This window comes from Dysgonomonas reticulitermitis (genome assembly GCF_054601275.1).
The window spans coordinates 1-24,000 of the sequence record NZ_BAAHWU010000021.1; the positions used below are offsets into that span (position 1 = coordinate 1).

Below are 24,000 nucleotides of genomic sequence, written 5' to 3' on the forward strand. Positions count from 1 at the left end.
ATGCCCGATTATTATCCACGCACGACCACTCGACTAGTGAGCTGTTACGCACTCTTTAAATGAATGGCTGCTTCCAAGCCAACATCCTAGCTGTCTTAGTAATCATACTTCGTTAATTCAACTTAACATGTATTTGGGGACCTTAGCTGATGGTCTGGGTTCTTTCCCTCTCGGACATGGACCTTAGCACCCATGCCCTCACTCCCGGTTATATATTATGCCCATTCGGAGTTTATCTGGACTTGATAGGCGGCGAAGCCCTCGCATCCAATCAGTCGCTCTACCTGACATAATACTTTACCCGAGGCTGCACCTAAATGCATTTCGGGGAGTACGAGCTATCTCCAAGTTTGATTAGCCTTTCACCCCTACCCTCAAGTCATCCGAAAACTTTTCAACGTTTACCGGTTCGGTCCTCCATTTGGTGTTACCCAAACTTCAACCTGCTCAAGGGTAGATCACTTGGTTTCGCGTCTACTCCCACTGACTCAATCGCCCTGTTAAGACTTGCTTTCGCTTCGGCTGCCGGCATAATTGCCGTTAACCTTGCCAGTGAGAGTAACTCGTAGGTTCATTATGCAAAAGGCACGCCGTCACACTTTCGCGCTCCGACCGCTTGTAGGCACATGGTTTCAGGGTCTTTTTCACTCCTCTGTTCGAGGTGCTTTTCACCTTTCCCTCACGGTACTGGTTCACTATCGGTCTCTCAGGAGTATTTAGCCTTACCGGATGGTCCCGGCTGATTCACACAGGATTTCTCGTGTCCCGCGCTACTCAGGATACTGCTAGGCTTCGGATCTGATTCGTATACGGGATTTTCACCCTCTATGATCGCTTTTTCCAAAACGTTCTACTTCAAATCTTTCTTGCCACAACGCAGTCCTACAACCCCAACTTTGCCTAAACAACGTTGGTTTGGGCTAATCCCAGTTCGCTCGCCACTACTTTGGGAATCACTTTTGTTTTCTTTTCCTGCGGGTACTTAGATGTTTCAGTTCCCCGCGTTTGCTCACTATTTAATAGTGTAACAGAGTCTTCCTCTGTTGGGTTGCCCCATTCGGACATCCACGGATCAAGGGTTATTTGCACCTCCCCGTAGCTTTTCGCAGCTTATCACGTCCTTCTTCGCCTCTGAGAGCCTAGGCATCCCCCATGTGCCCTTATTTACTTTCTTTTTTCCTATTCGTTTGAAAGTAATTTAGTTTACTAGTGTACTAGTTACTTTTTTTACTCCAAACTCGATCGGTTTTTGGTTTAGGTATGACCAGTAAACTAGTATACTCCTAAACTTAAAAACTAATCCCGGGTTTGATAGATTATTGCTAACCTAACTTTTCTTGCTCTTTTTTATACATCATGTCAAAGATCTTTTCGTTAATGTAAATTTAATAATAATGAATTAATTCTTAATTCTTAATTCCTCATTCTTAATTCCTAATTAACCTTGTGGAGAATAACGGATTCGAACCGTTGACCCCCTGCGTGCAAGGCAGGTGCTCTAGCCAGCTGAGCTAATCCCCCGTTTTTTTTAATTAAGAATGATGAATTAATAATTATGAATGGATAGCAATCCTGATTCTTTATTGTTCATTCTTAATTCTTAATTACGACGCTCTCGCGTCGTGGTAGTCCCAGGCAGATTATGATTAACCTCTCCAAACGGACTCATAATCAGCGGGGTTACGCTTCATATATTTTTGCTCTCGTCTAACAATTGTACAACCAGCGTTTATGTTACTTATAATTCAAGTCTCTATTGTCAAACTAAGTTTTCAATACTTTTCTTCTTCAAATCTCCTTTGATTGCGGTACCTCTCTCGGTAAGCGGATGCAAAGGTAGGGCTTTTATTGAAACTTCCAAATTGTTAGACCAAAATTTTTCTACATTTTATATTATTTCGCCTCTGCATGCAAGGAATATCAAAGATAAAACTTTTATGCACAACCGTTTATATTTATCTTGTTTTTTGAACTTTTTTTAAGTTTTTATTTGTTGTATAATGGTTAGACAATTGTTGGACTAGTTTCACCGATATTATATGACACTTTACATCGTTGAACATCTCAATTTATTCTTCCGTTTAAAAGTTGTTTACTAGCTCAAAGCTATTTCTCGATAAAACAACAGTAAAACTATGACATTGTAAAAATCTAGTTAGTTATAAGGACAAAATTAGAGAACCTATTGTAATTTAAAGCTAAAATTATATCTTAGTTCATTAAAATACATTTAGGGATTCAATATCCGGAGCTTTATCCAAATACTGAAGCCTTATATTTGAAAGGTAAATACACCTATTTGATAGAAAAATAGTTATCTTTGAAAGGTGTTGAAGCCTTATATTTGAAAGGTAAATACACCCTGCGTATATAGAATTTACTCCGATTAGCTGGTGTTGAAGCCTTATATTTGAAAGGTAAATACACCCATGAGATCCACTTCGCGCTTTGCGCGCACGGTGTTGAAGCCTTATATTTGAAAGGTAAATACACCAAAACAGAATGAATATACGCCGCTATCTCTGGTGTTGAAGCCTTATATTTGAAAGGTAAATACACCAAAACAGAATGAATATACGCCGCTATCTCTGGTGTTGAAGCCTTATATTTGAAAGGTAAATACACCAAAACAGAATGAATATACGCCGCTATCTCTGGTGTTGAAGCCTTATATTTGAAAGGTAAATACACCCCTGTACTCTGTATTACATAGTAACACTTCGGTGTTGAAGCCTTATATTTGAAAGGTAAATACACCCAAATTCGCTAGGATAAACTCCATATTCGCGGTGTTGAAGCCTTATATTTGAAAGGTAAATACACCTTTGATTCCAAAGTTGTCCTCTAGTCTGGAGGTGTTGAAGCCTTATATTTGAAAGGTAAATACACCCCACATACCCCGAATCCAATTACAACCAACGGTGTTGAAGCCTTATATTTGAAAGGTAAATACACCTATGTCCTGCCATTTTAAACTCATTACATAGGTGTTGAAGCCTTATATTTGAAAGGTAAATACACCAGATATGTGATGACCGATGAGTTTGGGCCGGTGTTGAAGCCTTATATTTGAAAGGTAAATACACCGGCTTTGGAGCCGGGATAGAACTAAAGATAGGTGTTGAAGCCTTATATTTGAAAGGTAAATACACCTAAGTCAAGAGTGCCCATGGCAGAATCGCGGTGTTGAAGCCTTATATTTGAAAGGTAAATACACCTTGTCTGTTGAGATATCGCCAACAAATTTTGGTGTTGAAGCCTTATATTTGAAAGGTAAATACACCCCCGGTGCTTTAAGCTCTACGAAGTATACCGGTGTTGAAGCCTTATATTTGAAAGGTAAATACACCACTCTCCCCCATCCTAAGGATAGGGGAGAAGGTGTTGAAGCCTTATATTTGAAAGGTAAATACACCAAAGTTGTTTTAACGACTTCCGCTCCGGGAGGTGTTGAAGCCTTATATTTGAAAGGTAAATACACCTATACACGTGAGCATCGCCGAAGAAATGAGGTGTTAAAGCCTTAGATTTGATAGGTAACACCATACTAATTTTTATTTCTTAAACGATTGAAGAGATCGCCTTTTTCGTTTATAAAAAAGATGCGAAACATCTTCGAACTTAAAGAAATATCAGTAATTTTATTCCTTTAATAGATCATTATAGAAATAACCTAATATTGAAATAATCATGGAGAAAGACACCGAAAGATCATCTGTAACATACGATTATAGGAATAAAACAGATAAGCATTATTTTGCAGGATTTCTGAATCAGGCGGATCTCAACTTTAGAATGGCATTGGTAGAACTGGCCAAACGATGTGGAATAGAACACGGTGTGAATAGAGCCAACGAAGGCAAAAACGATGCAGCTGAAACCATCTCCTGGATTAATGAAAGTTTCAATGATAAACTGAGCCAAACAGATTGGAACTACCGCACCTCGTTATTGTCCAACTTCTTACCTTTTGTAAGAGAAATATCTTATAAGGGAAATGCACCTGTAACCCGGGATGTTTTTCGGAGTGAGCTTATCTTGCTATACAAAAGCCTGATGATATTGAGGCATTATTATACACACATGTTCCATGATGAAAAAGATTTAGATAGAAAGGTTTTCTGTGTGCTGGATTATTTAATATTACAAGCGGCTCATACTGTGCGTAATCGTAGATTGAGAAATGCAATTTACAAACCGGCTTTACCCAAACAATTTGAAGAAGATTATCAAGAAGCTGTAAAAAATTTCATAAAGCATAATCAAGAAGTCGAGGCATTACGCCAGACTGAGAAGTTGAAAGAGGGTTTTGATATTAAGGAGTTTAAAAAGAAACATCCCACATATAAGAAAGAAGATTTTCATAGTATTTATTTAAACAGGGCAGTATCGGAGATTTTAGACAAGGATAAAGATACAGGGCGGTTCTCACTAAAGGACAGCCAAAGGGCAGAAAAAGAAGGCAAACTCAGCCCGAATGGTTTTATTTTTTTTCTATGCCTCTTCTTATCAAGAAAAGATGCTGAAGATCTTTTGGATCACACTACTAATTTTAAGGCTAGCTACCAATTACGATACTTAGTTAAACGCTGGACGTATACCGTTTTTTGTTATGTAGGTATTCGTTATACTTTACGGAGTGAATTTAGCAAAGAAGCTCTCCTGTTACAGATAGTGGATGAATTAAGTCAATGTCCTGCCGAGTTGTTCGATGTTCTTCCGGAAGATAAGCAACAAGAATTTGTCATGGATAGAAATGAGTATTTCAAAGATAATGACGAAGACGGCAATACTCCTGAAGAATCTCTTGTAAGCCACTTAATTATTCGAAAACGTTATCAGGACAGATTCCCTTATTTTGCTATTCGTTTCTTAGATGAGTTTGCATGCTTCCGGACTCTGCGTTTTCAGTTAAGACTCGGTAAATATAACCATGATACACGCACCAAAACATTTAAAGGTATAGAAACTACAACTGAACGCAGTATTAAGGAAGAAATAAAAGTATTTGGGAAATTATCGGAAGTTCATAAAGCAAAACAAGAATATTTTGCAACTAAGTCTGAAACCGATGAAAAACCAATAAAAGGATGGTTGCAATACCCCAACGTAAGTTATGTACTTGACAATAATAATATACCTATCTATTTGGATAAGTTTACCGAGAAACAGAACTTCCCGATTGATAGAACCAGAAAAATTGAAATTCTTAATGAATTACATATTAATGAAATAATTCGATCGGATACTCCCCATGCGTTTCTAAGCATAAATGAACTTGCTGCTTGTATATACCGGTTTATGGAAGAGGCTTCAAAGAAAAAGAGGCAGCTTAATTCGGAAAAAGAATTAGTTGCAAATCCCATCGGTGTTGGAATCGAGAACAGGATATTGGGAAAGGTACAAAGTCAATATAAATTGGTTGAATATAATAGTCAGCTTTATAATAGTCAGCTTTCTGATAAGAATACTCCAAAACGTTTTATAAGAAGTATCAAAGAGAATAAGACCAATGGTGAAATAGATTATCTCAAGTTGGCAAATGCCATCAAAAGACAAATTGAAGATTGTGATCAAAGACTTATTTGGCTCAATTCAAAAAAAGAAGAACAAAAAAAGAGAGAGAAAAAAAGTCTGAATACTTCAAAAAATTCTTTTATTCTGAACTCTAAAGAAATTGGGGAAACTGCAAACTGGCTGGCAAAGGACATAAAGAGATATGTCTCTAAAGCTGACCGTAAAAATTGGAAAGGCCGCCATCAAGCGGAATTACAAGCATTGCTGGCTTTTTATGATAAGAAAAAACTAGATATAGAGAGCTTTCTCAAAGATGAGATGGGAATTAGCATATCTCAATACTCTCCTTTAGAAGCAATCTTCCAAAAAGCGACTTTGGTTGACGCTTACAATTCTTATTTGAAGAAAAAAAAGGAGCTTCTCAGCAGCTATGTTCTACTAATTGAAAATAATACAGGAAACTATCAACAGAAGGCTATTCGCAAAGAGATAAACAAAATATTTGATCATTTCGATAGAAGCAAGTATTCTTACATAGACACTGCTTATCGCAGCAATTTACTTCAAAAGCCTGTCAATTTACCACGAGGTTTGTTCGATGATAAAAAAGAATTTTCATCAAAAGGAAATAAGGAAGGGCGTCAGACATGGTTTGCCTTGGCAGAAGATGCTCCGAAGCAAGCATTCTATAGATATCCGAGAGCTTATCGTATTAAAAATATAGATAAAAATATAGTAGAGATGAAGGAGTTCAAAATATCTGAAAATATTAATGACAAAGCAGGTTTTGACACCGAACTGAAAAGACGTATCGTTACAAATGAAAAGCGTATTCGCAAAATAGCCCGGCAAGATTATTATTTATTACAGATAGTAAAATACCTGTTTGAAGAATTAGGAATAAAATTTACTGAAGATGTAACACTTTCCGATGCTTTTCTTGAGCGTGATAATATTCAAAAGAATATCCAGATTTCATACAGTCAGAGTAAGAGAAATAAGGGTGATTGCTCCGAAAATATATATAAAATATCTAATTTATTGGAAAGAAGAATTAATATTAATTTATTTAGCGGGAAAATTCCGGTGATAAATATCAGACTCAAAGATTTAGGCAAATATAGAGCATTAGAAAAAGATGAACGTATAATAAAATTGCTAAGTTACTCTGACCGAAATTATTCAGCAATAGATGAACTTATAAAGGAGGTTGATAATTATGAGTATGTGCGTAAGTATGAACTTTTTAAAGCTGTGCACAAGCTGGAAGATACTATTTATACGATTGCAAAAAAAAATAATGAAACTGATAAATTGCTAGAAGAAGGAAATCCTCACTTCAAAAAATATATAGAATATTATTATTCACAGAAGAGGATAGATATTGAAAAAGGCAATAAAGACCCTTTGGCTATTATCCGTAATAGACTTTCTCATAATCAATTACCCGATTTCTCGGAATATGATATTATAAAAACTCAATTACCTCGAAATGATAAAGAATTAATCGGTGATTATTTGTTACGAGTATTTAATTCCTTTAATAATTCTTTGATTGAATAAGAGAATTTTAGTTTTCATCCACACATATTTGTTGTAAATATCGTATTAACTTCCGGTATATGTAACAAACTTGATAAAGTCAATTTTACAAGTATTGTCAGTATAGCGATTTATCACTACCCTATACTAATAGTTTACCTTTATTGTTAAGTACATAAAGTTTGCATTGAATACAAATATAAGCTCACCTTTCAAAATATGCTTTTCTTCATTTGCACTTCTCCAGATTCTCCAATTTAACATCATTGTTTCTTTATTGTATACAGAATCGAATCAAACACACATCTGAAACCCTTATATATAGACTTTCCAGCATAGCTAAAATACAACGACCCTCTTCCCTCTCTTATATTTTAGTACCAGAGACGGATTAAAACCTGAAAATATAAAATAAATCACTAATCAATCTGCTAAAGAAGTTTTTTATTCATACCTATGATGCTTTTCCCCTCATAATATTTTATCTTGTCTTGCAGTTCCTGTATATCCTTTTGAATGGAAGGCGTTTTTTCTATACGGTGCTTTTCGATGAAAGAAGAAAGCCTCTGTAATTCTTCCTGTGCCTGCCCTTTCTTGATGCTGTAATAGTAAGCCGAAGTAAAATCAAATTCGTCTTTTGTCATCAAAAGCCTTGTGATATCTTTTGGTGTGGTATTATCGGTCAGTTCTATGGGTATATCTGTATTAGTTTTTATATTCAGGTTTCTTTCATCTTGCAGAATAGCCGAAATATATTTTAAATCTTCGCTTGTCGGGGTATATTGTTTATCCAGTATATCGAAGTAGCTGTTAAATTTCCCTTCCTTTTCATCCCATTCGAGTTTGATAAGGCCAAAGCCATGTATCGAGTACGCCAGCACTTTCTTTATCAACCCCGTCAGTTCTTCACGCTTTATTTTTACATACTGGTTCGCATCGCCTGTGGTTTTGTCGAAAAAATAGGCAGGCTCTACATTAAAGTAGTCCGCTATGGCCAGCAGGGTATCTATTTTGGTCGAATTGGCTTTGATTAACTTATGTAAGCTTTGCTCGGTCATACCCAAGTCTGAGGCTGCCTGTTTCATGCTTACTCCCCGCTTATCACATAATTCACGTATTTTAAATAAATAGACCATAATTATTTAATTATACACAAATACAAAACTATTTATTTAGCATTTGATTTTTATTCGTAATTTAGCGGTTCAAATATACGAAATATAATTTAGTATATATGTTTATTCTATTTTTTAACAGGGCAACCGCATCTATCTGAAAGAAATAACTTTTTTATTTTATCTTTGTCATTAAAGAAAAATAAAATAAAAACCATGAAACTATTATTAATCAGCAATTCAACAAATCCGGGTGAAGCATATCTCGATTACCCGAAGTTTAACATCAGGAACTTTCTGGGAGACAAGCCTGTAAAAGCATTATTTATTCCATACGCGGCGGTGACATTCTCTTATGATGAATATGAAGAAAAGGTAAATAATCGTTTTAAAGAAATTGGACATAGTGTAGTTAGCATCCACCATTTCGATGATCCTAAAAAAGCCGTTGAAGAAGCGGAGGCTATCGTCGTAGGTGGCGGCAACACATGGAAACTGGTGCGGACAATGCGGGACAACGGCATTATAAAGCTAATAGGCAAAAGAGTAAAGAAAGGCGTACCATATATTGGATGGAGCGCCGGTTCGAATGTTGCATGCCCTACCCTGCGCACGACAAATGATATGCCTATTATCGACCCTAAAGGTTTTGATGTGATCGATCTGGTTCCATTTCAGATAAACCCTCACTATCTGGATGCTCATCCCAAAGGTCATGGCGGGGAAACCCGTGAAGACCGGATACGTGAATTTATAACAGAGAATCAGGAGACGTATGTGGTTGGGCTCCGCGAAGGTACAATGCTCCAACTTGAAGGAAAGAACTTAAAACTGATAGGTAAGAAATCCGCCCGGATATTCAGATACGGACAAGAGCCGAAAGAATTGAAGGAGAAAGATGATTTTAGCTTCTTAATGAAGAAGTAAAAACTGAATATAGGCTTAGGCCGGCAACTAAAGATTGTCGGCTTTTTTATTAAAAGTCATTCGCTTCAAGGCAAACTACTACAAAATCTTTTTCCACCCGATAGTAAACGTCGAACTGATAATGAGTTTCTGTCCTGCTCTCCGAAGCAGGGAAACACCCTTTTTGGCGCGGAATAAATCGATCAATAAACAAATGCTTGCGAATATCGATACCCTCAACATCCAAAAATTTAATCATCGCTTCCTTTGCCGACCAATGCAGCAACATATGTATCAATTCGTTATCCTTATCGATATACTCATATGGAGAAATAAGCCGGCTGCGAACCCTGAATATCTTTTCGGATATCTGCTCCAGATCTAACCCCAGTAATTTATCCTTATTCAACGCGACACCTACGTATCCACATGTATGCGATACACTTATATGATATGATCCGTCCGTAAGAAAAGGTTTTCCCGATGAATTATAGTAGATTTCCTTTTCTTCTCCAAGAAGATCCTTGAATAATACGCGTGCGGCCAGTATTTCCAACACACGCGATTCTGACTTTATGGAATATATATTTTGAATCCATTCATGATGACAGAGCATAGAAAGCAACTCTTCACGAGTTTCTTCAATTTTCCAAATTCCCAAAAGGGTCGTTTCCGTTATATATTCTTTAGAATAAAGCATTATGGTTTAAAAAGGTAGAACTGTTTTCATCAACTCTGTAAAGATAGCGGCCATACGCTGCTGTGTATATTTATCTTGCCCATCGGCAGGATGCCAGCCAAATTCTTCTCCATTTATCTTTTCTGTATCATTCGAATAGATCAGGCTGTACTGCTTACCCGTTACCGGATGCAACGATTCTTTAGAAAAACCGATATACTTATCGAACTCAATGACCGGAAATCCCCAACGTGCGGCTAAAACCCGGATGGCAGGATTATAAACAGTGCGGGCGTCATGCCAATGAGTGCAAAACACGATAATGGCAGGTTTACCACTCTTTGTATTATAATATTTAGATTCTTTATCGAATTTCAAATTATAGCAATCCGATATATACCGCTTAATCACATAGTCGTAAGCCGCTGCATAATTTGATCTGTCAAATGGAGTGGGATAGTCCTGATATTTTTCTTTCAACCCCAATTTACTGGCTACATCCTTATCATGCACCTGCATGATAACAAAGGCGTCGATATTTTCGAGCTGCTTACTTGTATACATCTCGCCTTTTATCAGATGATTCGCTGCATCGGCAATAGCTTCGCCCGGAATAGCTTTGTTTATTGGGGTTGCATCCAGATATTTACATCCGAGTTCGAACCATCCATTGTTGGATGATGCAAACGACGCTCCGGTCAATAATATTGTATACTTCTTATTTTCAGTGGTCTGAGCATTGGCACTTAACACTCCAAAAAGGACGAGCCATAATAATATTTTTTTCATAATCGGTCTATTCTGCAATCCTTACTTTTCTTCAAATTCTTCGCCTTCTTCGTAATAGAAGTCAGCATCAAAATCATCTTCTTCATCCCATTTTTCTTCATCGTAATCATCCTCCGGAATATCATCGTCATCTTCGAACTCTACAGTGCGGATGTCCAGATTACGGTGAGTCATGCCTTCAAACGATTTCTTATACTCTCCGTCCGCATTCAGCTCATTCCACAACAAATCTTTCAACGTAGTAATATTATACCCTGTGATAGACGAAATAAAGATATGCGGTATCTCCGGCAGATCGGCAGACAAAGCCTCCATCAGTTCCTCATCCAGCATATCGGCTTTGGATATAGCCAACACACGTCGTTTGTCGAGAAGCTCGGGATTGTAGTTAGCCAGTTCGTTAAGCAATATCCTGTATTCCTGATGAATATCAGTGGCTTCACCATCAACCATAAACAGCAACAGTGAGTTGCGTTCTATATGGCGAAGGAAACGAAGCCCTAAACCTTTGCCCTCGCTGGCACCTTCTATTATCCCGGGAATATCAGCCATTACAAACGATTTATAGTCGCGATAACCTACAATTCCTATCTTTGGCTCGAGAGTAGTAAACGGATAGTTCGCTATTTTGGGTTTAGCAGCGCTCACAACTGATAACAGCGTAGATTTTCCGGCATTCGGAAAACCAACAAGCCCGACATCAGCCAGAACCTTCAACTCGAAAATAACCTTGCGTTCCTGATAAGGTTCTCCGGGTTGTGCATAGCGCGGAGCCTGATTGGTCGGAGTCTTGAAACGGGTATTGCCTAAGCCCCCACGACCACCTTTTAGCAAGATTACTTCCTGTCCGTCTTCTGTCACATCACACAGATATTCTCCCGTTTCGGCATCATAGGCTACAGTTCCGCAAGGCACATCTATAATTTTAGAATCGCCACTTTTACCCGTACTCATCCTGCGCGAACCGCTTTCTCCGTGTCCGGCCAGTATATGTCGTTGAAATTTCAAATGGAGTAAAGTCCACATGTTGCGGTTGGCACGAAGAATTACGTCCCCTCCATCACCACCATTTCCTCCGTCGGGTCCACCTTTCGGTATATATTTCTCGCGGCGAAAATGAGTAGAACCTCTGCCACCCTTACCCGAGCGGCAATATATTTTGACGTAATCTATAAAATTCGATTCTGCCATCGTTTATTCTTTTTTTAGACAACAAAGGAAGTCATAAATCATTCAAGATTTATAACTTCCCCTGTATATTATTGATTTATTATTTTACTTTATCGACAGCCACCGATATCAGGTCGAATATTTCATCTATTGTTCCTACTCCTTTTATCGGGGTAAGTTTACCTGTTTTCTTATAATGCTCCTTCAGCGGGGAAGTCTGATCCTTATACACGTCGAGGCGCGATTTTATAGTCTCCGGATTATCATCTGAACGGCCCGATTGATGTCCGCGTTTTATCAGACGGTCTATCAGCTCAGGTTCTTCTACTTCAAGACTAACGACTATAGATACCTCTTCCCCTCTTTGTTTCAGCAGATTATCTAAAGCATTACTTTGAGGAAGCGTGCGGGGAAAACCATCAAATACTACACCGGCAACATCTTTCTTGCTATCGAGCACATGCCCCAGCATACCTATTACAACATCATCAGGAACCAATTGTCCTTTCGAGATGTATCCTTCGGCCAATTTTCCAAGTTCTGTACCATTCTTCATTTCAGCGCGCAAAACATCACCCGTCGAAATGTGTGCAAGGTTGTACTTCTTAATCAGATACTCACTCTGAGTACCTTTACCCGAGCCTGGAGCTCCAAAGATTATTATATTTAACATTTTTATGAGATTATAACTCTGAGTTACGACTATCCAAAAAGTTATGAGTTCTTTATTTTATATATATCAGAAAGGTTACGGCCATATCCGTCATAGTCAAGGCCATATCCTACTATAAAGTCATTAGGAATCTCCAGCGCCACATAATCCAGTTGGACCGGCTGTTTCAGAGCATCCGGTTTCAACAATAGAGTAGAAACAAATATTTCTTTCGGTTCATCACAGCTCAGCTGCTCAAGCATCAGAGCCATTGTATGGCCTGTATCGACAATGTCTTCAACAATAACTACGGTACGATCTTTTATATCTTCTTCGAGTCCGTATATTTCTTTCAACTTACCGGTAGAAGTCACACCCTTATATGAAGAAACTTTTACGAAAGAAACTTCACAAGGTATTGTTACCCGTTTCATCAATTCGGCGGCATATATGAACGAGCCGTTCAATACACAAACAAACAAGGGATCCTTACCTGCCATATCTTTGTTCAACTGCTCTGCGACTTTGTCTATGGCATTTTCTATTACATCCTGAGTAAGAAATAGTTCGAACTCTTTATCTTTAATTTTGACCGTCTTCATAGGGGACTTACCTGTCTTAAATATTATTAAAATGCAAAAGTAGTATAAATCGGTTAATTGTCCATTATATATTAATTTTTTTATACAACTATCTTGTAGATTTATCTATCAATAGACTAATCTCTATCACGAAACGACACAATACCGGCACAAAACATTACCTAAAATAAAAAAGGCCACGGAATCCCACAGCCTTTCTATATTTTATTAAAATTGTTACTGCGGATTTCCGTATACTTCTTCACACGGTTGTATAATTACCCAGCCCTCGCCTTCGAACATCATCTGGAAGCTTTCTCCGCTACCTCTGCCTATGAATGTTTTAAGAGAGATATCTGTTTTTATTGTAGGAGTCAAATTCCCCGACCATGCAACCGTCGCATTTGGGTCTGTATAAACCGGCTGACCGGGCTTAACGATCAAAGTCATCGGATTACCGTGTGTTGTAATAGCGATGTGTCCCGTCCCGCTAAGGCGCGCCTGAAACAATCCTCCACCCATAATTCCGGCAACGCTTTTCATCATTTTTACTTCCGACGACACAGATTGCTCGTGTGCCAGAATATCGTTACCATTTACATTTATAGATTCATTTTCGAGATAAAGAATACGTACTCTTTTTTCGAAATCAGCTGCGTAAACCCTTCCGGTTCCGCTTGTTTTCATCATTGTAGTACCTTCGCCCGATACTGTTTTCTTAATCAGGTTACCAATTCCTTTACTGAGCATACCTTCTCTTTCAAACTTAATGTTACCGGTATAAGCCACCATAGCTCCCTTTTTCAACATTACTGTTTGGTTACTGATATTTAGCTCAAGCATATAAGGACTTTCCAATTGAAAAAAGTCACTTTTTGTTTCGTCTTGCGCGGTTTCCTGAATAAATGATTGAATAGAATACTTGTTCATACGTGTAAGGTTTTTAATTTATAAATCTTTATAAGTTTTACGATCATCGAAAATAATAAATTAATTTATAAAAACAAAATATAATTACGTCTTAAAAGCAATAGATTCAATCTTCTACCAATGCGAAATCCAATTGTTTACGTTCCAGATTAGCTCTGGCCACCTTAATTTTTAACGGATCACCTAAACTATAGGTCCGCTTATTGCGGCGCCCACGCAAACAATAATTCTTCTCATCGAATTCGTAAAAATCATCGTCCAAATCGCGTATAGGAACCATTCCCTCACATTTATTCTCATTGATTTCCGCATACAATCCCCATTCGGTAATTCCCGATATAACAGCATCGAACACCTGTCCCAATTTATCGGACATATATTCCACCTGTTTATATTTTATCGAGGCGCGCTCTGCATTCGCAGCCAATTGTTCCATACTCGAACTATGTTCGCATTTACTTTCATAAAGAGTCTTGCTTACACTTCGACCTCCATCCAGATATTTAGTCAACAAGCGATGAACCATCATATCCGGATAACGACGTATAGGCGATGTAAAATGAGTATAATAGTCAAAAGCCAGACCATAATGGCCTATATTCGCGGTCGAATAAATAGCTTTTGCCATAGCGCGGATAGCAATAGTAGATATAAGATTTTCTTCCGGCTTACCGCTTACCTCATCCAGCAAATGATTTATAGATTTTGATACGGCCGTTTTACTTCCATCCACTTTTATTTTATAGCCGAAGCGATAGATAAACTCCGATAGATTCTCCATCTTTTCGGCATTCGGCACATCATGAATACGGTAGACGAAAGTTTTAGCTGCTTTATTGCTTGGAACTTTTCCTACAAATTCGGCGACAGTTTTATTGGCCAGCAGCATAAATTCCTCTATCAGCTTATTGGATTCTTTTGCATACTTGAAATATACGCTTACCGGCTTACCTTTTTCATCAATCTCGAACCTGACTTCATGGCGATCAAAAGCGATTGCCCCGTTATCAAACCTTTTCGCACGAAGTTTCTTCGCCAGATCGTTCAGTTTCAGGACTTCTTCTTTGAAATCCCCTTCTCCGGTTTCTATTATAGTCTGAGCCTCTTCGTATGTAAACCGCCTGTCAGAGTTTATCACCGTGCGAACAATGCGATGTTTCTTTATATTGGCATCGTCGTCCATCTCGAAAATAGCGGCATAGCATAGTTTTTCCTCATTCGGACGTAATGAGCACAGCCCGTTACTAAGACGTTCGGGAAGCATCGGTATCGTCCTGTCAACAAGATAAATAGATGTAGCACGGCTTTCACCCTCCTTGTCTATAATATCTCCTTCCTGCACATAGTGGGTCACGTCGGCAATATGCACACCAATTTCCCAACGGCCATTTTTCAGCTTTTTAATGGACAGGGCATCATCAAAGTCTTTGGCATCACGGGGGTCGATAGTAAAAGTAATCGTATTCCTGAAATCCTCACGCTTAGCTATTTCTTCGGCAGTTATCTCCTCCGGTATTTTACTAGCGGCGGCTTCTACCTTTTCCGGATATTTATACGGGAGTCCATACTCGGCAAGGATAGCGTTCATTTCTGTATTATTTTCTCCTGCCTGACCAAGAATGTCCAGTACTTTCCCTATTGGATTTTTAGCTCGTTGAGGCCACTCTACAACCTCAACCAAAGCTTTGTCTCCATCTTTTCCGCCCTTCAGGTTCTCTTTCGGAATAAATATGTCGTTGGCCAATATCTTACTATCTAATACCAAAAAGGCAAATTGCTTCTGGACATCCAACGTGCCGACAAAAGTTACCTGCCTGCGTTCCAATATTTCTACAACTTCTCCTTCCGAATCACGGCCTTTACGTTTAGCCAGCATCTGCACTTTTACCCGGTCGCCATTCATGGCATGAGCCGAGTTGCGCTCAGCGATAAATACATGGGAACTTTCTTCTCTGCCATCGGGCACAAAGAAATTTTTGCCATTACTCCTCCTTTCAAAAGTTCCTTCAAGAAACAAGCCTCTATTATTCGATTTATATTTCCCTCGTGAAGTCTCTACAATAAAAGCATCATCCAGTAAGTCGTAAAGGATATTTACGATCAACTGCTTTTCGGCGGGCTTTTTAAAACCAAGCTTTTCCGCCACCTGCTTATGGCTAAATGATTCTCCGGAATTTTTATTAAAGAAATTGACAACTGAATTTATTATATCCGTTTTGGTTTTTTGTTTGTCGGTATTGTGTGTCACATTTTTCTTACTCATATGTATTGTTACTTTATATTATATATCAACAACTTTCACAACGAAAAGGTTGTTTGTTTTAACATTTTATGCATTCAAATGTACAAAAAAGAATTAATTATTATCTGCATACATCCAGTGAAAAGTAAGAAATGAATTGAATTATCAATCGCCGAAGCGAAGGCGAGGCAAAATCGGCGGAGCCAAAAGTGAAACATTCTCCGGCGCCGGTTTTATCTATAATAGATAATTAGCAAATTAGCGAATTTGAAAATTTGAAAATGGCGCGAAGCGACAAAGGCTATAAGCTATCGGCTAACAGCTAATGGCTAATTGAGTGTGGAGTTTGTTACATTTTAGTTAAAAAGTTACGAGTAGACGAGATACGAGGGGCGAGTTGTTGACTGCTAACTGCTAACTGTGGAGGTTTGTTACTTTTTAGTTAAATTCTGGTTTGTCATGCTGACGACAGGAAGCATCTCCTGTCTCTCGGAGATCGAGATCCTTCCCCGCGGTCAGGATGACAAAGAGGGTAGCCGCGCGAGCAAGGGGCTAACGGCTAAAAGCTATCGGCTAACAGCTAAAAAATAACTGTAGAAGTTTGTTACATTTTAGTTAAAATGAAAAGCAGGAGTTAAAAAGTTATGAGTTTTAAGTTTTGAGCGCTAACTACTAACTACTAACTACTGTTTACTGTAGAAGTTTGTTACATTTTAGTTAAAAAGATACGAGTAGACGAGATACGAGGTACAAGTTGTTGACTGTTGACTGGCTACTGACTACTGACTACTAACTACTGACATACGTATATCATCACATCGTTTTTTGTGGTAAGTTCGCGGATAATCATTAAAGAAAATATGTAATTTTGTTCTCTATCAAAAAAAAGAAAAACAATGCCATATATATTAAGTATAGAAACAGCTACCGAAGTATGCTCTGTTGCCGTATCGAACGGAAGTCAGGTTATATTTTATAAAGAAGAGACAAACGGCCCTTCGCACGCTGTTCTTCTGGGACAGTTCGTCAATGAGGCTATCGAGGAGTTGAGAAAAGCAAACACTAAACCCGATGCCGTTGCTGTAAGTTGTGGTCCGGGCTCTTACACCGGATTACGCATTGGCGTATCGGAAGCCAAAGGTCTTTGTTATGGGCTGAACATTCCACTTATCGCTATACATACATTAAAGATTATGGCTCATGGAGTTCTTGAACAAGGCGAGGCAAAAAAGCACACACTCCTTTGCCCGATGATAGACGCGAGACGAATGGAGGTATATGACACAGTATATGACAATTCGTTACAAGAATTACGTTCTGTATCGGCCGACATTATAGATGAAAATTCATTCTCTGAGTTTTTAGCCGGCAGGCAAATACTGTTTTTTGGAAATGGTGCAGAGAAATGTAAGGCTGTACTATATCATCCAAATGCTCAATTTTTGGACGACATATATCCCAAAGCCACAGACATGGTTGAGCTAGCAGAGGAAGCTTTCAACAAAAAAGAATTTGTAGATGTAGCATACTTCGAACCGTTCTACCTGAAAGAATTTGTGGCTACTACCCCTAAGAATAAAGTCTTATCTGATCTAAACAAAAAGTCTTAAAAAAGACAGAAATATTTTGTTTATAAAAAACTATCACTATATTTACGAAATATTAGTAATATTACGCAAATAAAATTTTATGGAAAAATTGACCCATCAGGAAGAAACAGTTATGCTATACATCTGGCAACTACAAGAGTGTGTAGTGAAAGATATTGTAAATGAAATGAGCGATCCCAAGCCTCCTTATACCACAGTAGCATCCGTTGTAAGAAATCTGGAGCAAAAAGGATATTTGAATTCAAAGAGATACGGAAATGTATGGGTATATAGTCCACGAATAAAAGAAGACGAGTACAAAAAAGTATTCATGTCGAGCGTGGTGAAGAGCTATTTTGAAAATTCTTACAAAGAATTAGTATCGTTCTTTGTTAAGGAGGAGAAAATTTCATCGGAAGAACTCAAGGAAATTATGCAAATGATAGAAAAAGGCAAAAAGTAATCATCATCGAAACGAGCCATGGATAACACAATTATTTTATATCTGATAAAAGCCTCCATCTCTATAGCCATATTCTATGGGGTATATATGCTATGCTTACGTGCAGATACTTTTCTGAGGCTAAGACGGTTTTATTTTCTGTTTGCTATAATTTTCTCATTGATCTTCCCAACCTTTAATATAGAGATACCGATAAAAGACCAAGCTCCCGCACAGATACCCACCTTCTGGCTTTCGGATTTTTACATAACGCCGGAAATACAAGAGCAAACACAATCGTCTCCGGTAAATATTCAAAACATCATACTTACAGGTATATGTATCATTTCGGCTTTCTGTGTGATCAAATTCATTATACAGTTATTAAGCATTATTAAATTAAGATCAGGTTGCGAATCCGAAAAAATACAAAAATACAGGATTGTAAAAATGAAGACTAATCAGCTATCACCGTTCTCATTTTTCAATTGGATTTTTGTCAATACCGAAGATAGCGACACACACAGATTAAAAGAAATCATCGCTCACGAACAGGCTCATGTCAGGCAATATCACTCGATAGACAATCTGACGGCAGAATTATTATGCGCGTTTTTCTGGTGGAATCCGTTTGCTTGGCTTATAAAAAAGGAAATAAAGATAAATCTCGAATACCTCGCCGATCAGGAGGTTCTCAATCGGGGATACAACTTAAAAGAATATCAATATATTCTTCTGCAAGTATCTAATAAAAACACAGGGTTCTCACTCATTAATAACTTCAACATATCGCAACTTAAAAAACGAATAACCATGATGAACAAGAAAAAAAGCTCGATCGCAGCATCTTTAAAGTATTTACTAATTGTTCCAATAGGAGCTATACTACTCTTAGGCAACGCGGTACAGGCATCTCCGGATCTGATAAAGGCGGCAACAGATGAATTGTTTGACAGGCCTCAAAACCAAGTAGATCAGCTTCCTTCATTTCCCGGAGGAATAGATGAAATGAATAAATTTATCAGAGATAACCTCCGATACCCTGTTACGGCTCAGGAAGCTGGTACGCAAGGACGAATATTGGTTAGTTTTATAGTAAAAAGCACAGGTGAAATATCTAATATCAGTGTTATTGAAAAAGCAGATCCGGCGCTCGACAAAGAAGCCGTACGTGTAATAAAAAGCATGCCGAAATGGATACCGGCCAAGCTTAATGGGAATAATGTAGATGCAAGCTACGCGATACCTATAATATTCAAATTATCCGGATCACAAAAATTTATCATAGGAGATCCTGATAAAAACACAATAGTAGTAGTTGGTTATGGAAGTGAGATTACCGTTTCCGAAGTAAAAAAGGGAGACCCGAAAGACACGAAGAAACCTTTCATTACAGTAGAGCAAATGCCAACCTTTCCGGGAGGTGAAGCTGAAATGCAAAAGTTTGTCAGGGAAAATCTTAAATATCCGGTTACAGCACAAAAGGCAGGTATACAAGGACGCGTTACCTTACGGTTTATTGTAGGAGATGACGGAACCATAACAAATGTAACTGTTATACGAGGTATCGATCCTGATTGCGATGCGGAAGCTGTAAGAGTAGTTTCCGGTATGCCGAAATGGATACCGGGAAAACAAAACGGCATTGCAGTTCCTGTATATTTTAATCTACCTATCCAGTTCCGGTTGAAGGATGATACAGCAATTAGCAAACCTTCTGTAAAATAAAGACCTTTCATTTAACCGAAGAGCGGGTATTAACGCCTGCTCTTTAGTTAACTCTGCACTATATGAAAAGACTAATCATCCTTGCAAGCTTATTGACAATTTGCGTTTTCTCTGTTTTTTCTCAAAACAAAGAAAACCACCTAGCCGAATTACTGAAAAACTTCCAATACCAACAGGCGTCGGAATATATAGAAGCGCAAGAACCAACGAAGGAATTACTTTTTCAAAAAGCATTATGCAATAAGGCTTTGGGTGAATACCAAAAGGCTATATTTATATTGGAACTTCTCGACAAAGAGTATAAGGACGATGTACAAATATTATCCGAACTGGCAACCTGTTATCAGGCGATAGCCAACCGCAAAGCGAGCGTCGAATGTTACGACGAACTAATACGGATAGATTCCGCCAACATCTATTTCAAAATACAAAAAGCAGAACTATTGTTTCAGCAAAGCAAATACGAGAAAGCGCTCGAACTGTTTTATGTAATCTACGATCAGGGTAAATCGGCCAACACGCTGAAACAAATCGCCCAATGCTATGAGATGATGAATGTAGTCGATAGCGCCATATTCTATTACAGAAAAACATTAGCTGAAAACCCATTAGACGCATTTTCCACTGCCAGCCTGACCAATATTTATTTACAATACGGATTATTAAACGAGGGCAAGGAATGCTCCCAGACATTTATGGATATGGATACCACCAATCATCAAGTCAATCTGTTAAATGCTTTATTATACTATGCCGGAGAAAACTATGAAGAAGCAAACAACCGCTTCCTCGTATGCGAACAAAGAGGCGACACCAGCCTTTTGTTAAACCGAAACCTCGGACTTTCCTATTTCATGAGTAATAAATTTTATAATTCGGAAGTATATCTGGACAAAGCTTTCAGGCAGGATACAACAAATAATACGGTTCTTTTTGCTCTTGCTACCTCATCTATGCAAATGGCCGATCACAAAAAAGCAATTCCTCTGTTCAACAGGCTGCTGGACCGGTTAAAACCGGATAGTAGCATATTATATTCCTGTAATAAAAACCTTGCCTTATCTTATGAAAAGAGCGGACAATACAAAGAAGCTGCCGAGGCTCACCTCAGATCGCTGAATTACAGCAAGTACAATCAAATGAATATTTACTACACTGTTGCCAATATATACGACGACCGGCTCGACGACCCGCAAAATGCATTGACATACTATACTTATTATCGGAATGCCCTATCTGACTATGTAGAGAGTCTGAAGAAAAAAACGGAAGATGATGACAACGTGCGGAGAATTAAAGACTCCGAAAAGAGAATCAAAGCGCTGGATGAGCATATTCTCGAATTGAAAAAAGGGAAAAAGAATAGCCGCAAAAAGCAATCTCAACCGATCGTTATCGAAAAGGATAATACCAAAATGACAATCTCGAAAGAAAATGGGAAAGCCATTATTACCAAAGAAGAAAACGGGAAAATTACAGTATTAGAAGAAAAAGATTTGAAAATCAACTAATCAATCCCCAATTATATCTGTTTCCGCTCAATTTGCGCAATTGCTTTCGCAAGATCAGATTTTCGGGCTTCTCTATCTGCGAATCATCATCCAGCACTTTTTGGGCTACTTCACGGGCAAATTGAAGGATTTCACCATCGCGGGTAAGATTTGCTATCCGCAAGTTGAACGGAATACCGCTTTGCTGTGTTCCTTCCAAATCGCCCGGCCCCCTCAATTTAAGGTCGGCCTCAGCTATTTCGAAACCATCATTGCTTTCTACCATAATATCGATACGTTTCCTCGTTTCTGCCGACAGTTCGTATGGAGTAACCAGTATACAATATGACTGGTCTGCTCCACGACCTACCCGCCCCCTGAGCTGGTGTAACTGTGACAGTCCGAAGCGTTGAGCCGATTCGATAATCATTACCGAAGCGTTAGGCACATTCACCCCGACTTCTATAACAGTGGTCGCAACCATTATCTGCGCTTCGTTGCGGACAAAGCGTTGCATCTCAGCCTCTTTTTCTTTCGGTTTCATCTTACCGTGTACCTTGCAGACCGTATATTCGGGAAACACTTCTTTTATATGTTCAAATCCATCTTCAAGACTTTTCAGGTCCAGTTTTTCACTTTCTTCTATCAGCGGATAAACAATGTACACTTGTCGCCCTTCCTGCAACTGTTTCCGAGTCGAATCATAAAGAGAGCCTCGCTTTTTGTCATATTGATGAATGGTCTGAATGGGTTTACGTCCCGGAGGCAACTCGTCAATAACCGACACATCCAGATCGCCATATACCGTCATCGCCAATGTACGGGGAATAGGGGTAGCCGTCATCACCAGAATATGAGGAGGATTTACATTTTTACGCCAAAGCTTTGCTCGCTGAGCTACACCAAAGCGATGTTGCTCGTCTACAATAACCAGACCCAGATTCGAAAATTGTACCGTATCTTCTATCAGTGCATGAGTGCCGATAAGTATTTGCAAGTCTCCGGTAAGGAGAGAACTATGTATCCGTTCCCTATCCGACTTTTTGGTAGAGCCGGTTAGTAACTCCACGTTTACATCCAAGCCTTGCAAAAATTCCTGAATGGTAATAAAATGTTGAGTAGCCAGTATTTCAGTCGGAGCCATCAAACAAGCCTGAAAACCATTATCAAGTGCTATCAGCATCAACATCAGGGCCACAAGGGTCTTACCGCTACCGACATCGCCCTGCAACAAGCGGTTCATCTGTTCCCCTGTCGCCATATCCTGCCTTATTTCCCTGATGATCCGCTTTTGCGCATTTGTCAGAGGAAAGGGAAGGTTGTCTTCGTAAAAAGAGTTTAGATAGTCTCCCACCTTGGAGAACACAAAACCTTTAAGTTTCGACTTACGTTCTGCCGTATATTTAAGGATATTCAACTGAATATAAAACAACTCCTCAAACTTTAACCGGTATTGGGCTTCCCTCAACAAAGAAGCATTTTCGGGAAAGTGAACATTCCGCATAGCAGATTTCAAATCCATCAACCGTGCTTCCTGTATCACCTTTTCGGGGAGTGTTTCCTGTAGATTTTTTACAACAGACGAAAACGCCACAGCCATGATTTTCTGAATTGCTTTCGAGTTCAGAAAATGGTTCTTCATTTTTTCTGTCGTGTTGTAGTATGGCATCAAACCCGAAGGACGCTCTTCTTCATTGATGTACGGATCGATATCAGGATGGGCAATATTGAACTTATCGCCAAACATGGTCGGCTTACCGAATATAATATATGGCAGACCTACCTTATATTTATCCTCAATGAACCTGGCTCCCTGAAACCAAACCAGATCGATAAAGCCTGTGCCGTCGGTAAAATGAGCGACTAACCGCTTTTTCCGTCCCTCGCCGAATGTCTCGAAAGCCGTAATCCGCCCTTTCAGTTGAATATAGGGCATATTGCCATCTACTTCGTGAACAAAGTAAATCCGGCTGCGATCGATATATTTATATGGAAAATAATAAAGCAAGTCTTCAACCGAAAACACATCGATCTCCTTATTCAGTATTTCGGCCTTCTTTGGGCCTACCCCTGCCAAATATGTAATATCCGTTTGCGAAAAATCAGCCATCAAAATGCTTTATCTCAAATATTTCAGGTAAAGATAGGGATTTTTGTACAATCCTAAAAAACAGAGGCGCGAAAACCAGTTATCAGTCAGCAGTTATCAGTTATCAGCCAACAACTTGTACCTCGTATCTCGTCTACTCGTAACTTTTTAACTAAAAAGTAACAAACTCCACACTCAATTAGCCATTAGCTGTTAGCTGTTAGCCCCTTGCTCGTGCGGCTACCCTCTTTGTCATCCTGACCGCAGGGAAGGATCTCGATCTCCGAGAGACAGGAGATGCTTCCTGTCGTCAGCATGACAAACCAGAATTTAACTAAAAAGTAACAAACCTCTACAGTCAGCAGTAGCCAGTAGTCAGTAGTCAGTCAACAGTCAACAGTCAACAACTTGTACCTCGTATCTCGTCTACTCGTAACTTTTTAACTAAAATGTAACAAACTCCACACTCAATTAGCCATTAGCTGTTAGCCGTTAGCTTATAGCCTTTGTCGCTTCGCGCCATTTTCAAATTTTCAAAT

At 38.7% G+C, this 24,000-nt stretch carries 15 protein-coding genes, 1 tRNA gene, 1 rRNA gene and 1 CRISPR repeat array; of the genes, 6 read left to right on the top strand and 11 right to left on the bottom strand.

The window, feature by feature from the left end; translation table 11 throughout:
* Window positions 1-1,174, bottom strand: a 23S ribosomal RNA gene (locus ACYPZI_RS09140); the annotation flags it as partial.
* A gap of 273 nt (window positions 1,175-1,447) precedes the next feature.
* Window positions 1,448-1,521 (bottom strand) — tRNA-Ala (locus ACYPZI_RS09145).
* Between the two features lie 739 nt (window positions 1,522-2,260).
* Window positions 2,261-3,482: a CRISPR direct-repeat array (repeat unit 36 nt; unit sequence GGTGTTGAAGCCTTATATTTGAAAGGTAAATACACC).
* Between the two features lie 208 nt (window positions 3,483-3,690).
* Between ACYPZI_RS09145 and cas13b the strand changes: the two genes are divergently transcribed.
* Window positions 3,691-7,080: a type VI-B CRISPR-associated RNA-guided ribonuclease Cas13b gene (cas13b, locus tag ACYPZI_RS09150; protein WP_459600821.1), complete on the top strand. Its 3,390-nt coding sequence runs from the start codon at window positions 3,691-3,693 to the stop codon at window positions 7,078-7,080.
* 410 nt (window positions 7,081-7,490) lie between these two features.
* Here the strand turns inward: cas13b and ACYPZI_RS09155 are convergent, their stop codons facing one another.
* Entirely contained in the window at window positions 7,491-8,195 is a 705-nt protein-coding gene (locus ACYPZI_RS09155; protein ID WP_459600823.1) for a helix-turn-helix domain-containing protein, read from the bottom strand.
* Between the two features lie 195 nt (window positions 8,196-8,390).
* On the opposite strand from ACYPZI_RS09155, the gene pepE reads away from it, so the two are divergent.
* Window positions 8,391-9,101: a dipeptidase PepE gene (gene pepE / locus ACYPZI_RS09160; protein ID WP_459600825.1), complete on the top strand. Its 711-nt coding sequence runs from the start codon at window positions 8,391-8,393 to the stop codon at window positions 9,099-9,101.
* 49 nt (window positions 9,102-9,150) lie between these two features.
* Here the strand turns inward: pepE and ACYPZI_RS09165 are convergent, their stop codons facing one another.
* The 7 genes from ACYPZI_RS09165 to rnr all read right to left on the bottom strand — a co-directional run bounded on the left by ACYPZI_RS09165 (window position 9,151) and on the right by rnr (window position 16,144).
* Window positions 9,151-9,780 carry a 4'-phosphopantetheinyl transferase family protein gene (locus tag ACYPZI_RS09165; RefSeq protein WP_459600827.1) on the bottom strand — a complete coding sequence of 210 codons (630 nt, stop codon included), beginning with the start codon at window positions 9,778-9,780 and terminating at the stop codon, window positions 9,151-9,153.
* 6 nt (window positions 9,781-9,786) lie between these two features.
* Window positions 9,787-10,548, bottom strand: coding sequence for a DUF5040 domain-containing protein (locus ACYPZI_RS09170; RefSeq protein ID WP_459600829.1), 762 nt, complete (start codon window positions 10,546-10,548; stop codon window positions 9,787-9,789).
* A gap of 21 nt (window positions 10,549-10,569) precedes the next feature.
* Complete coding sequence (gene obgE / locus ACYPZI_RS09175) at window positions 10,570-11,739, bottom strand: GTPase ObgE (RefSeq protein ID WP_459600831.1); 1,170 nt, start codon at window positions 11,737-11,739, stop codon at window positions 10,570-10,572.
* Window positions 11,740-11,818: 79 nt separating this feature from the next.
* Window positions 11,819-12,391, bottom strand: a complete 573-nt coding sequence (locus ACYPZI_RS09180; protein ID WP_459600833.1) for an adenylate kinase — start codon at window positions 12,389-12,391, stop codon at window positions 11,819-11,821.
* A 41-nt stretch (window positions 12,392-12,432) separates the two neighbouring features.
* Complete coding sequence (gene hpt, locus ACYPZI_RS09185) at window positions 12,433-12,972, bottom strand: hypoxanthine phosphoribosyltransferase (RefSeq protein WP_459600835.1); 540 nt, start codon at window positions 12,970-12,972, stop codon at window positions 12,433-12,435.
* Between the two features lie 216 nt (window positions 12,973-13,188).
* Window positions 13,189-13,881 (bottom strand): AIM24 family protein, encoded by a 693-nt coding sequence (locus ACYPZI_RS09190; protein WP_459600837.1) that lies wholly within the window; start codon window positions 13,879-13,881, stop codon window positions 13,189-13,191.
* Window positions 13,882-13,987: 106 nt separating this feature from the next.
* Complete coding sequence (gene rnr, locus ACYPZI_RS09195; RefSeq protein ID WP_459600839.1) at window positions 13,988-16,144, bottom strand: ribonuclease R; 2,157 nt, start codon at window positions 16,142-16,144, stop codon at window positions 13,988-13,990.
* A gap of 875 nt (window positions 16,145-17,019) precedes the next feature.
* Between rnr and tsaB the strand changes: the two genes are divergently transcribed.
* The 4 genes from tsaB to ACYPZI_RS09215 all read left to right on the top strand — a co-directional run bounded on the left by tsaB (window position 17,020) and on the right by ACYPZI_RS09215 (window position 21,393).
* Window positions 17,020-17,733 (top strand): tRNA (adenosine(37)-N6)-threonylcarbamoyltransferase complex dimerization subunit type 1 TsaB, encoded by a 714-nt coding sequence (gene tsaB / locus ACYPZI_RS09200; RefSeq protein WP_459600841.1) that lies wholly within the window; start codon window positions 17,020-17,022, stop codon window positions 17,731-17,733.
* Between the two features lie 79 nt (window positions 17,734-17,812).
* On the top strand, window positions 17,813-18,175 hold the full coding sequence (locus ACYPZI_RS09205; RefSeq protein WP_459600842.1) for a BlaI/MecI/CopY family transcriptional regulator: 363 nt from the start codon (window positions 17,813-17,815) through the stop codon (window positions 18,173-18,175).
* An 18-nt stretch (window positions 18,176-18,193) separates the two neighbouring features.
* Window positions 18,194-19,882 carry a TonB family protein gene (locus ACYPZI_RS09210; RefSeq protein ID WP_459600844.1) on the top strand — a complete coding sequence of 563 codons (1,689 nt, stop codon included), beginning with the start codon at window positions 18,194-18,196 and terminating at the stop codon, window positions 19,880-19,882.
* A gap of 62 nt (window positions 19,883-19,944) precedes the next feature.
* Window positions 19,945-21,393 carry a tetratricopeptide repeat protein gene (locus ACYPZI_RS09215; protein WP_459600846.1) on the top strand — a complete coding sequence of 483 codons (1,449 nt, stop codon included), beginning with the start codon at window positions 19,945-19,947 and terminating at the stop codon, window positions 21,391-21,393.
* Here ACYPZI_RS09215 and recG read toward each other — a convergent pair.
* Window positions 21,386-23,482, bottom strand: a complete 2,097-nt coding sequence (gene recG, locus ACYPZI_RS09220) for an ATP-dependent DNA helicase RecG (protein WP_459600848.1) — start codon at window positions 23,480-23,482, stop codon at window positions 21,386-21,388. The two genes, ACYPZI_RS09215 and recG, sit on opposite strands and share 8 nt — an antisense overlap.
* Window positions 23,483-24,000 lie beyond the last annotated feature (518 nt).

Bases quoted from the DNA above. Each gene is read 5' to 3' on its own strand.
- ACYPZI_RS09190 (WP_459600837.1), bottom strand. From the start codon at position 13,881: ATGAACAAGTATTCTATTCAATCATTTATTCAGGAAACCGCGCAAGAC.
- ACYPZI_RS09155 (WP_459600823.1), bottom strand. From the start codon at position 8,195: ATGGTCTATTTATTTAAAATACGTGAATTATGTGATAAGCGGGGAGTA.
- hpt (WP_459600835.1), bottom strand. From the start codon at position 12,972: ATGAAGACGGTCAAAATTAAAGATAAAGAGTTCGAACTATTTCTTACT.
- ACYPZI_RS09180 (WP_459600833.1), bottom strand. From the start codon at position 12,391: ATGTTAAATATAATAATCTTTGGAGCTCCAGGCTCGGGTAAAGGTACT.
- ACYPZI_RS09170 (WP_459600829.1), bottom strand. From the start codon at position 10,548: ATGAAAAAAATATTATTATGGCTCGTCCTTTTTGGAGTGTTAAGTGCC.
- tsaB (WP_459600841.1), top strand. From the start codon at position 17,020: ATGCCATATATATTAAGTATAGAAACAGCTACCGAAGTATGCTCTGTT.
- ACYPZI_RS09215 (WP_459600846.1), top strand. From the start codon at position 19,945: ATGAAAAGACTAATCATCCTTGCAAGCTTATTGACAATTTGCGTTTTC.
- ACYPZI_RS09205 (WP_459600842.1), top strand. From the start codon at position 17,813: ATGGAAAAATTGACCCATCAGGAAGAAACAGTTATGCTATACATCTGG.
- ACYPZI_RS09165 (WP_459600827.1), bottom strand. From the start codon at position 9,780: ATGCTTTATTCTAAAGAATATATAACGGAAACGACCCTTTTGGGAATT.
- rnr (WP_459600839.1), bottom strand. From the start codon at position 16,144: ATGAGTAAGAAAAATGTGACACACAATACCGACAAACAAAAAACCAAA.
- recG (WP_459600848.1), bottom strand. From the start codon at position 23,482: ATGGCTGATTTTTCGCAAACGGATATTACATATTTGGCAGGGGTAGGC.
- cas13b (WP_459600821.1), top strand. From the start codon at position 3,691: ATGGAGAAAGACACCGAAAGATCATCTGTAACATACGATTATAGGAAT.
- obgE (WP_459600831.1), bottom strand. From the start codon at position 11,739: ATGGCAGAATCGAATTTTATAGATTACGTCAAAATATATTGCCGCTCG.
- ACYPZI_RS09210 (WP_459600844.1), top strand. From the start codon at position 18,194: ATGGATAACACAATTATTTTATATCTGATAAAAGCCTCCATCTCTATA.
- pepE (WP_459600825.1), top strand. From the start codon at position 8,391: ATGAAACTATTATTAATCAGCAATTCAACAAATCCGGGTGAAGCATAT.